Consider the following 10,318-nt stretch of genomic DNA (forward strand, 5'->3'; position numbering starts at 1 on the left):
CGTCGGGGGGGGGGGGGGGGGGGGGGGGGGGGGGGGGGGGGGGGGGGGGGGGTGGGGGGTGGTCGGGGGGGGGGGGGGGGGGCGCCCCCCCCCCCCCGCGGTTCGGGCCGGTGCGGATCCGGTCCGGGTCCGGTGCGTGCGGCTCCACCACGGCGGACGCGGACCCGCACCGGTCGGACACCGGGGCGGGCACGGTCGCGCCGGGAGGAGGCGCGTCAGGAGTGCGGGTGCGCGGCGCGGGCCCTGGCAGAGGTCACAGGACGGAGCCGGCGGGGAAGGGGAGGATCAACAACAGGCACAGATGGAACTCGCCTGGCGTCGGAGGTCGACGTGCAGGCGGCAGACCAGAGTGGTGCCCGTGTCCATGTGCCGGATCCTTCCCGACGGGGGTGGCAGGAGTCAAGCGAGGGCGGTCAGGGCTGCCCGTTGCGCCCCTGGTCGGACGCGGTGGAGCCGCGTTCCGCTTCGGGCGCGGCCGCGGGCCCGGGGAACCCGGTCCGCGGCCGGTCCCGGGCCGGCTCCCGGTCCCGCTGTCCGGCCGCGTCGGGGGTGTGGTTCCGGCGCCCGGCCGGGTCGCGGGTGGCGTCCGGCCCGCCGTCCCGGTCGCGGCTGCGGGCCGGACCGGGGTGGTGCTCCGGGCCGCGCCGGGCGGCCTTGTCGCCCGGCGGCCGGAGCGCCGCCAGCGCGGCCTCGACGGCCGGCGCGGCCTGCTCGCCCAGGTACCGGCCGAGCGTCTGGTAGGCGTCGAACTGCCGGTGGTCGAACCACTGGTCGCCGCCGCCGTCGTTCGGGAAGGCCGGATCGCCCACCGCGTACGCGTGCAGCTCGTACGGCATGCCCGCGGTGAGCACGGCCTGGGCGACGATCAGCGTGCCGTGCCGGGCCGCCCCCGGCCGCCCGCCGGCGTCCTCGACCGCCAGCGGCCACGGGTACACGATGTCACCGACCACCACCGCCCGGGCGGAGAGTCGTTCCGCCAGCCGCGCGGCCAGCCCGCGCAACGGCGGCTGCCCCGCGCCGGCGCCTCCGCCGGGCCCGGCGCTGCCCGGGATCAGCAGCTCCGGATCGCGCAGTGTGATGACGATGCCCAGCTCCTCCCGCGCCAGGGTGATCGCCGCCGCGAGCGCCCCGGCGAAGGCGGCGTCACCGCTGGCGTCCACGCACACCGCCGTCCGCACGCCGTGCCGCAGCAGCTCGACCAGGCCGAGGTTCTCGTAGTGCCCGCCGTCGGTGGTGAGCAGGAACCGCGCGTCCATCGGGTAGCGCCCGCAGGCCTCGCGCAGCTGGTACGAGAGCCGCCGGACGGCCGGCTGCGGTGCGAAGCGCCAGTCCCGGTCGGCGGCCCAGAGCGGAGCGAGCGCCGCCGGGTTCGGCAGCCAGGTGCCCAATCGGGCATTGGTCAGCGCGAACAGCCCCTGGTAGGCGCGCGAGCGGCGCCCCATCGCGGAGGAGAACGCCGCGCCGGAGACGGCCATCGCGGACTGCACGGTGAGGTCCCGGGCGATGTGCCGCCGGGTGCGCCGCTCCAGCAGGTCGGTGCGCGCGTACCCGACGTCCGGCCCGCCCACGTAGTCGTGCGAGAAGGTGAACGACACCGCCCGCCGGCCGGGCGGGGTCCGCGCGCTGCCGGACAGGTTCGCCGCCGCCGCGAAGATCACCTGGGGGAAGTCCGGGTGCCGGGCGCCGTACTGGCTGAGCCGGGTGTGCTCGCCGAAGAAGTGGTACGGCCGGGCCAGGACCTCCTCCCCGCGGCCCCCGCCGCCGGCGTCCGCGTCCGTGCCCTCGCCCGGCCCGTCCGCCGGCCCGTCCGCCGGGCCCTCCACCACCCGCCGGACCGCGAAGGCCGAGGCGAGCCGGCGCCGGTAGAACGGGTGCAGGCCCATCCACGTCTGGTCCAGGTTGAGCCCGACGGTGCCCAGGACCAGCGGCAGCAGCAGCTGGACGGCGCCCGGCCAGCCGTACCCGGTGGCCACCGCCCACCCGAAGGTGAGCAGCGTGCCCACGGCGAGGGCGGTCAGGGCCGACCACAGCAGCAGGTACTCCGCGATCCGCCCGGCCGGCCCGCGGCCGCCGCGCAGCGCGCCGCCGACCACCGTCGCACCCTGTTCGATGGCGTGCCGGCCGTGCCACAGGATGCCCAGCAGCAGCGCCAGGTAGCTCAGCAGCACGGTGACGCTGATCCCGGCCCCGGTCTGCCGGGCACCGACCGCCAGCGCGCGCTGCAGCGCGACCGCGCCCCGGGCCAGCCCGGGGACGGCCAGCACGCCCACGGCGAGCAGCGCGGCCAGCGCGAGCGCGCCCTGCGAGAAGCGGCGCAGCAGCCGGGGGAGCAGGGTCTTCCAGCCGAGCCAGGAGAAGGTCAGCAGCCACAGCAGCCACCCGGTGGCGGCGCTCGCCACCAGCCCGGCGAGCGCGTACAGGGCGGCCGCGCGGACGGCCGGCGGCGCGCCGTCCGAGGCAGGGCCGTCGAGGCCGGCGAGCGGCACGAGGTGGTAGAAGCGGCTCAGACCGAGGCCCAGCACCAGGACGGCGGCCAGCAGCAGGGCGAACGCCGCGACCAGGCCGCGCAGCAGGGTGCCGAGTGCGACCAGCCACTCGCCCGCGCCCTCCGCCAGGTACTTGGAGTGGCGCCGCAGGTGGTCCTCCTCCGGCGAGCCCGGTTCGAGCACCGTGTCGGAGGTCGGACCGGAGCCGGCCCGGACCGGGACGCCGGGCGCGGAGCCGCTCAGCGCCAGCTGCATCGCGCCCACGGTGTACCCGCCGCCGGAGACGGCGACCAGGTAGCGGGCCTGCTTCAGCCAGGGACGCAGGGCCTGCAGCGCGCCCAGGGTGACGCAGGCGGAGCGGATGCCGCCGCCCGAGACGCAGAAGCCGAGCCGGGCGTGCTCCCGGCCGGGCGGCACCCGGGCCGCGTTGCGCCAGCGGGCCTGCCGGCCGAGCGTTCCGGGCGCCCTGGGCGCGGGCGGCCAGCGCCCGCCGCGCGCCGTGACCACCGGCCAGGGCGGGATCAGCGCGGGCCCGCCGCCGTCCGGCGGCTCCGGCTCCGGGGGCCGGCGCAGCATGCCGCGCACCGCCCGGTGCAGGGTGGCGCCGCAGACCACGGCCGCGACCGTGCCCGCGGGCAGGATCAGCAGCCACTTGACGGTGGCGAACGCCGCCGCGGCGGCGAACGGCGCGTCCCCGCCCGCCGGTCCCGGGCCGGCGGTGCCCAGGCCGACGTCCAGCAGGACGTCCTCGGCGAGGTCGCAGCCACCGGCCAGCACCCCGGCCAGGCCCGCGGCGAGTGCGGTCAGCCGCCAGTGGGCGCGGGTGAACACATGGGCCCCGAGCAGCCCGGCCGCGGCCAGGGACACCGCGAGGCCGCCGGCCGGCCAGAGGTCGGCGGCCGGCGAGGCCCGGAACTCCGGGGCCCGCCCGGCGATCACCGCCTCGGCGGCGGCCCGGGAGCCGGCCAACTGGAGCCGGACGTCCCGGACGCCCTGCCCGGCGGGCGTCCGCCGGAGGAACAGCAGCCACCCGAGCAGGGCCGGCACCGGCACGCCGAGCCCGAGCAGCGCCCCGCCCCAGGCCGGCAGCCGCCGGGGCCCGGGCACCCCCGTGGCCCGGGCCCCGCGCACCCCCGTCGCCGTCACCGTCCGTCCACCCCCCTCGTTCGGCCCGTCGTTCCGTCATGGAGCGTCATGCCCCGGACCGCACCGTTCCGTACCCGGATTCACCCGAATGGGTAAGCAGGGGACTTCCGGGACAGATGACCGTTTCATCCCATCTATGCGCCCCCCGGTGCCCGTCCGCGTGTCCGCCCACCAAGATCGCTCCGGTCCGGTCGCGTCCGACGTATTGTCAGGCGACCGAAATCGGGCCTACGGTCGGAAACCACCCTCTACGCACGTAGACCGCGCGTCGGTACCGCGTTCGTGCCGCGCCGGCCCCGGGCCGGACATGCCCCGGACGGGCCGGGCCCGTACGGAGTGCGGACCGGCCCCGCGCGGGCACCGCGCGCGGACCGTACGGAGACGTCCACCGCAGGCAGCACCGCCCCGCCCGCCAACCCTCGGACCGCGGGCCCGCCCCCCGGACGGGCCGCGGAGTTGCGGAGGTACCCATGTCGCAGATCGTCCGTGCCGCCCTCGTCCAGACCCGCTGGACCGGCGACCAGGAGAGCATGATCGCCCTCCACGAGCGGTACGCCCGCGAGGCCGCCGCCCGGGGCGCGAGGATCCTCGGCTTCCAGGAGGTCTTCAACGCGCCGTACTTCTGCCAGGTCCAGGAGCCCGAGCACCACCGCTGGGCCGAGCCCGTCCCCGACGGCCCCACCGTGCGCCGGATGCGGGACCTCGCCCGCGAACTCGGCCTCGTCCTCGTCGTCCCCGTCTACGAGGAGGAGCAGCCCGGCGTCTACTACAACACCGCCGCCGTGATCGACGCCGACGGCAGCTTCCTGGGAAAGTACCGCAAGCACCACATCCCGCAGGTCAAGGGCTTCTGGGAGAAGTACTACTTCAAGCCCGGCAACCTCGGCTGGCCCGTCTTCGACACCGCTGCCGGCAGGGTCGGCGTGTACATCTGCTACGACCGCCACTTCCCCGAGGGCTGGCGGGCGCTGGGCCTGGGCGGCGCGCAGATCGTCTACAACCCCTCCGCCACCAGCCGCAGCCTCTCCTCCCACCTCTGGCGGCTCGAACAGCCGGCCGCCGCCGTCGCCAACGCCTACTTCGTCGCCGCCATCAACCGGGTCGGCACCGAGGAGTACGGCGACAACGACTTCTACGGCAGCTCCTACTTCGTCGACCCGCGCGGCCGTTTCGTGGGGGAGGTCGCCTCCGACCGGGACGAGGAACTCGTCGTCCGCGACCTCGACCTGGGCCTCCTGGAGGAGGTCCGGCAGCAGTGGGCGTTCTACCGCGACCGCCGCCCCGAGGCCTACGGCCCGCTGACCGAGGCGTGAGGGGGGACGACACCGCCATGACCCCCACCGCCCCGCCCCCCACCCCGTCCGCGGGCTCGTCCGCGGCTTCCGCGCGCCGCACCGTCATCCGCGACGGCCTCGTCATCACCGCCACCGAGGAACTGCGCGCCGACGTCCTCATCGAGGGCGAACGCATCGCCGCCCTCGCCGCGACCGGCAGCGAGACCGCCCGCTCCTGGACCGCCGCCACCGTCATCGACGCCGCCGGCCACTACGTCATCCCGGGCGGGGTCGACGCCCACACCCACATGGAACTGCCCTTCGGCGGCACCCGGGCCTCCGACACCTTCGGGACCGGCACCCGCGCCGCCGCCTGGGGCGGCACCACCACCATCGTCGACTTCGCCGTCCAGCCCGTCGGCGGCAGCCTGCGCGAGGGCCTGGACGCCTGGCACGCCAAGGCCGAGGGCACCTGCGCGATCGACTACGCCTTCCACACCATCGTCTCCGACGTCACCGACGCCGTCCTCCGGGAGATGGACACCCTCGTCGACTCCGGCGAATCCACCTCCTTCAAGCTCTTCATGGCCTACCCCGGCGTCTTCTACAGCGACGACGGCCGCATCCTGCGCGCCATGCAGCGCGGCGCCGCCAACGGCGGACTGATCATGATGCACGCCGAGAACGGCATCGCCATCGACGTCCTCGTCGAACAGGCCCTCGCCGCGGGCCGCACCGCGCCCCGCCACCACGGCGAGGTCCGCCGCGAACTGCTGGAGGCCGAGGCCACCCACCGGGCCGTCAGACTCGCCCAGGTCGCCGGGAGCCCGCTCTACGTCGTCCACGTCTCCGCCGCCTCCGCGCTCGCCGAACTCGCCCGCGCCCGCGACGAGGGCCTCCCCGTCTTCGGCGAGACCTGCCCCCAGTACCTCTTCCTCTCCACCGACAACCTCGCCGAGGAGGGCGAGGACGGCTTCGAGGGCGCCAAGTACGTGTGCAGCACCCCGCTGCGCCCGCGCGAGCACCAGGAGGCCCTCTGGCGCGGACTGCGCACCAACGACCTCCAGGTGGTCTCCACCGACCACTGCCCGTTCTGCTACACCGGCCAGAAGGACCTCGGCCGAGGCGACTTCTCCAGGATCCCCAACGGCCTTCCCGGCGTGGAGAACCGGATGGACCTGCTGCACCAGGCCGTGGTCGACGGCCGCCTCAGCCGCCGCCGCTGGGTCGAGATCGCCTGCACCACCCCGGCCCGGATGTTCGGCCTGCACCCGCGCAAGGGCACCCTCGCCCCCGGAGCCGACGCCGACGTCGTCGTCTACGACCCCACCGCCGTGCAGACCGTCTCCGCCGCGACCCACCACATGAACGTCGACTACTCCGCCTACGAGGGGCGGACCCTCACCGGGCGGGCCCGAACCGTGCTCTCCCGCGGCACCGTGGTGCTCGACCGGGGCACCTGGCTGGGCCGGGCCGGCCACGGTACGTTCCTGAGCCGGGACACCTGCCAGTACCTCGACTAGCCGCACCGCCCCTCCTCGCCCTTCTCCGCCCTCCTCTCCCGGAGTACTCATGGACATCGGCCTCGTGCTGCAGACCGACCCGCCCGCCCGTCTGCTCATCGACCGGATGGTCCGCGCCGAGCGGGCCGGCTTCAGCCACGGCTGGACCTTCGACTCCTGCGTCCTGTGGCAGGAGCCCTTCGTCGTCTACAGCCGGATCCTCGCCGAGACCAGCACCCTCACCGTCGGCCCCATGGTCACCAACCCCTCCACCCGCACCTGGGAGGTCACCGCCTCACTGTTCGCCACCCTCAACGACATGTTCGGCAACCGCACCGTCTGCGGCATCGGCCGCGGCGACTCCGCGATGCGGGTGGCCGGCCGCAGGCCCGCCACCCTCGACCACCTCTCCCGGGCCATGCACGCGATCAAGGAGCTGGCCGAGGGCCGCACCGCCGAGGTCGACGGCACCGAGATGCGGCTGCCGTGGGTCGGCGAGGGAGCCGCGCTGCCCGTCTGGATGGGTGCCTACGGGCCCAGGGCACTGGCCCTGACCGGCCGTCAGGCGGACGGCTTCATCCTCCAGCTGGCCGACCCGTTCCTCACCGAGTACATGGTCAAGGCCGTCCGCCGCGCCGCGGCCGAGGCCGGCCGGGACCCCGACGCGCTCACCGTCTGCGTCGCCGCCCCCGCCTACGTCACCGCCGACGACTCCCCGGCGGCCCTCGCCCACGCCCGGGAGCAGTGCCGCTGGTTCGGCGGCATGGTCGGCAACCACGTCGCCGACCTCGTCCGGCACTACGGCGAGCACTCCGGTCTCGTCCCCGAGGCCCTCACGGCCTACATCAAGGACCGTCAGGGCTACGACTACAGCCACCACGGGCGCGCCGGAAACCCCGACACCGCCTTCGTCCCCGACGAGATCGTCGACCGCTTCTGCCTCCTGGGCCCGGCCGACGCCCACCTCGACCGCCTCGAACACCTCCGTGCCCTCGGCGTCGACCAGTTCGCCGTCTACGCCATGCACGACGCCGTGGAGTCCACGATCGACGCCTACGGCAGCGACGTCATCCCCCGGTTGGGTCGGCCGTAGCGGCCGGGCACCGGTGCCGCCCCGTCCACTGACCGCCGGGCGGGGCGGCCGGTGTCACCGCCCCCGGTGAGGGCGGCCGCGACCAGGGCGGCGGTCCGGGCGAGCAGCGGTTCGTCGGGCGGGTCGCCGGGGCCGGGGCCGGTGGACAGCACGGCGACGGTGACCGGGCCGCGGTCGGGGGGCCGGGTGATGCCGACGTCGTTGGTGGTGCCGTAGCCGCCGGTGCCGGTCTTCTCGGCGGTGGTCCAGCCGTCCGGCAGGCCGGCCCGCAGGCGCCCGGCGCCCGTGGTGCAGGCGAGCAGCCAGGCGGTCAGCCGGTGCCGGTCGGCCGGGCCGAGGGCGCTGCCGATGGTGAGGCGGGCGTAGGTGCGGCCGATGGCGCGCGGAGTGGTGGTGTCGGTGATCCGGCCGGGTTCCGCGGAGTTGAGCTCCGGCTCCCAGCGGTCGAGGCGGGTCGCCCGGTCGCCGACGGAGCGGCAGAAGCGGGTGACCGCGGTGGGGCCGCCGAGTGCGCGCAGCAGGAGGTTGGCGGCGGCGTTGTCGCTGTGCGTGATGGCCGCCGCGCACAACTCCTCGACGGTCAGGCCGCCTTCGAGGTTCCCGGGCAGCCCCGTGACCGGTGCGTGGCCCGCCCGGGCGACGTCCTGCGCGGTGTAGTGCACGCGCGTGGCGAGGCAGCGGCCGTCCCGGTCCAGGTCCCGCAGGACGGCGGCGACGGCGATCGTCTTGAACGTCGAGCACATCGGGAACGGCTCGTCCGCCCGGTACGCCACGGTCCTGCCGGTGACCGTGTCGTGCGCGAAGACCCCCAGCCGTGCCGCGTGCGCCCGCTCCAGGGCCCGCAGCCGGTCGGTGGGACCGCGCCCGTCCGGGTCCGGGCCCCGTGCGGCGGCGGCCGGCCCGCCGGGCGGGAGCGCGGCCGCCAGCACGGTCGCGGCGGCCCCGCCGAGCACGAGGCGGCGGGCGGGTCGCGGTGCCACGGGTGTCTCCTTCCCGGAGGTTCCGGAGGTCCCGGGGTGCGCGGGAAGCGGTGTCCGCGGGCCGGCCGGCGCGGCGGTCGTGGGTGGCGGTCGTGGGTCGTGGTCGTGGCCGCGGGCCGGGCTATCCCGCGAGCCGGTCGATGGCGGCGAGGACCTTCGCGGGGCCGTCCTCCGCCACCAGGGCGGTGGCGAGGGTACGGGCGTGGGTGCGGTGCCAGGGGCTGTCGAGGGCCTGGCGGATCGCGGTCGCGAGGCGGACGGGGGTGAGCCGGGGGAGGGGGACGGGCCCGGGGGAGGTGCCGAGGCGGGTGACGCGGTCCGACCAGAAGGGCGCGTCGAGCTGGGCGGGCACCGGGACGGTGGGGACACCGGCCCGCAGGGTGGCCGCGGTGGTGCCGGCACCGGCGTGGTGGACGGTGGCGGCGGCCCGGGGGAAGAGCCATTCGTGCGGGGCGTCGCCGATGGTGAGGACGTCGTCGAGGCCGTCGGGCGTGCTGAGGCCGCTCCAGCCGGACTGGACGACGGCGCGCACCCGGGCGGCGCGGACGGCGGCGAGGAGGGTCGCGGTGAGGCGTTCGGGGTCGGGCACGACGAGGCTGCCGAAGCCGATGCAGACGGGCGGCGGTCCGGCGGCCAGGAAGTCGAGGAGGCGGGGCGGGGGCTGCCAGCCGGGGTCGGCCACCGGCCACCAGTAGCCGGTGACCTGGTGGGACGGGTGCCAGTCGGCGGGGCGCGGGACGACGCGCGGCGAGTAGCCGTGCAGCACCGTGCGGTCGCGCCGGGCGCGGGCCACGGTGGCCCGCGGCAGGCCCAGCCTGCGGCGCAGGTCGCGCACGGCCGGGGCGAAGAGGCGGTCGACGACGGCCTGCACGGCGTGGCCGGCGAGCAGGTTGCCGGGGCCGCCGAACGACCGCGCGCCGATGATGGCCGGCACGAACTCCCGGGTGGGGGTGTGCGGCTGGAGGAGCAGGACGACGTTCGGGATCCCGCCGGCCTCGGCGACGCACTGGCCGAGGTCGGCGGTGGTGCTGGTGGTGAGCAGGAGGTCGGTGCCCGGTTCGGCCGCGTCGGCGATCCCCGCGCCGAGAGCCGGTATGAACGCCCGGGCGAGGCGGGTGAGCCGGAGCAGGGCGCGCGGTCCGGAGCCGGAGCCGTGGATGTCCCGGCCCTGCGGGGAGGTGAGTTCGGCGCGTGGGTCGACCGGCAGCGGGCGGAACTCCAGGCCGGCGGCGCGGACGGAGTCGGCGAACGTGACGTGGGTGGCGACGGCCACCTGATGCCCGGCCGCGCTCAGCCGGGCGCCGAGCCCGGTCAGGGGGGCGACGTCGCCGCGGGAGCCGGCGGTGGCGATCAGGATGCGCATGGCCGCAGTATCCCGGGGCGGCCGGGCCCGGAGAAGGGCGCCACGCCAGCCCCGGACCCGGCCCGGGGGAACCGCCGGGCGGTGGTGCGGCGTCCCAGCAGGCAGTACGGCGCGCACGGGGCCGCCGTGCGGCCCGGAGGGCGGGAGGACACGGATGAGCTTCGTCGCATGGATCGTGCTGGGTCTGGTGGCCGGGGCCCTGGCCAAACTGCTGCTGCCCGGCCGGGACCCGGGCGGGATGCTGGTGACGACCCTGATCGGCATCGCCGGCTCCTTCGTCGGCGGCTGGATCTCGGCGAGGTTCCTGGACCGTCCGGTGACGGCGCAGTTCTTCGACCTGGCGACCTGGGCTTCCGCGATCGGCGGTGCGCTGGTCCTGCTGATCCTCTACCGGATCGTCTTCGGCCACTCCCGCGACTGACGGCGGGGGCGGGAAGGACCGGCCCGGCCGCGCGATCCTCCGGGCGGCCGGGC

8 protein-coding genes are annotated in these 10,318 nt (G+C 76.4%); 4 read left to right on the forward strand and 4 right to left on the reverse strand.

Going from position 1 to position 10,318, the window contains the following annotated elements; all coding sequences use genetic code 11:
- Nucleotides 1-285: 285 nt before the first annotated feature.
- Complete coding sequence (locus tag ACFCX4_RS21485; protein ID WP_350561156.1) at nucleotides 286-366, reverse strand: putative leader peptide; 81 nt, start codon at nucleotides 364-366, stop codon at nucleotides 286-288.
- A 47-nt stretch (nucleotides 367-413) separates the two neighbouring features.
- Nucleotides 414-3,632, reverse strand: a complete 3,219-nt coding sequence (locus ACFCX4_RS21490) for a hypothetical protein (RefSeq protein ID WP_376144749.1) — start codon at nucleotides 3,630-3,632, stop codon at nucleotides 414-416.
- A 470-nt stretch (nucleotides 3,633-4,102) separates the two neighbouring features.
- Between ACFCX4_RS21490 and ACFCX4_RS21495 the strand changes: the two genes are divergently transcribed.
- From ACFCX4_RS21495 to ACFCX4_RS21505, 3 genes are read left to right on the forward strand one after another with little or no spacing between them, the layout of a single operon-like run.
- Entirely contained in the window at nucleotides 4,103-4,945 is an 843-nt protein-coding gene (locus ACFCX4_RS21495) for a nitrilase-related carbon-nitrogen hydrolase (protein WP_376144751.1), read from the forward strand.
- 17 nt (nucleotides 4,946-4,962) lie between these two features.
- Nucleotides 4,963-6,429: a dihydropyrimidinase gene (gene hydA / locus ACFCX4_RS21500; protein ID WP_376144753.1), complete on the forward strand. Its 1,467-nt coding sequence runs from the start codon at nucleotides 4,963-4,965 to the stop codon at nucleotides 6,427-6,429.
- Between the two features lie 49 nt (nucleotides 6,430-6,478).
- Complete coding sequence (locus tag ACFCX4_RS21505) at nucleotides 6,479-7,501, forward strand: TIGR03842 family LLM class F420-dependent oxidoreductase (protein ID WP_376144755.1); 1,023 nt, start codon at nucleotides 6,479-6,481, stop codon at nucleotides 7,499-7,501.
- Here ACFCX4_RS21505 and bla read toward each other — a convergent pair.
- Complete coding sequence (bla, locus tag ACFCX4_RS21510; protein ID WP_376144757.1) at nucleotides 7,462-8,481, reverse strand: class A beta-lactamase; 1,020 nt, start codon at nucleotides 8,479-8,481, stop codon at nucleotides 7,462-7,464. The two genes, ACFCX4_RS21505 and bla, sit on opposite strands and share 40 nt — an antisense overlap.
- A 121-nt stretch (nucleotides 8,482-8,602) precedes the next feature.
- Nucleotides 8,603-9,844 carry a glycosyltransferase gene (locus ACFCX4_RS21515; RefSeq protein WP_376144759.1) on the reverse strand — a complete coding sequence of 414 codons (1,242 nt, stop codon included), beginning with the start codon at nucleotides 9,842-9,844 and terminating at the stop codon, nucleotides 8,603-8,605.
- Nucleotides 9,845-9,998: 154 nt separating this feature from the next.
- Between ACFCX4_RS21515 and ACFCX4_RS21520 the strand changes: the two genes are divergently transcribed.
- Complete coding sequence (locus ACFCX4_RS21520) at nucleotides 9,999-10,265, forward strand: GlsB/YeaQ/YmgE family stress response membrane protein (RefSeq protein ID WP_376144760.1); 267 nt, start codon at nucleotides 9,999-10,001, stop codon at nucleotides 10,263-10,265.
- Nucleotides 10,266-10,318 lie beyond the last annotated feature (53 nt).

Origin of the sequence: Kitasatospora sp. NPDC056327 (assembly GCF_042261735.1) — a bacterium.
Lineage (GTDB): Bacteria > Actinomycetota > Actinomycetes > Streptomycetales > Streptomycetaceae > Kitasatospora.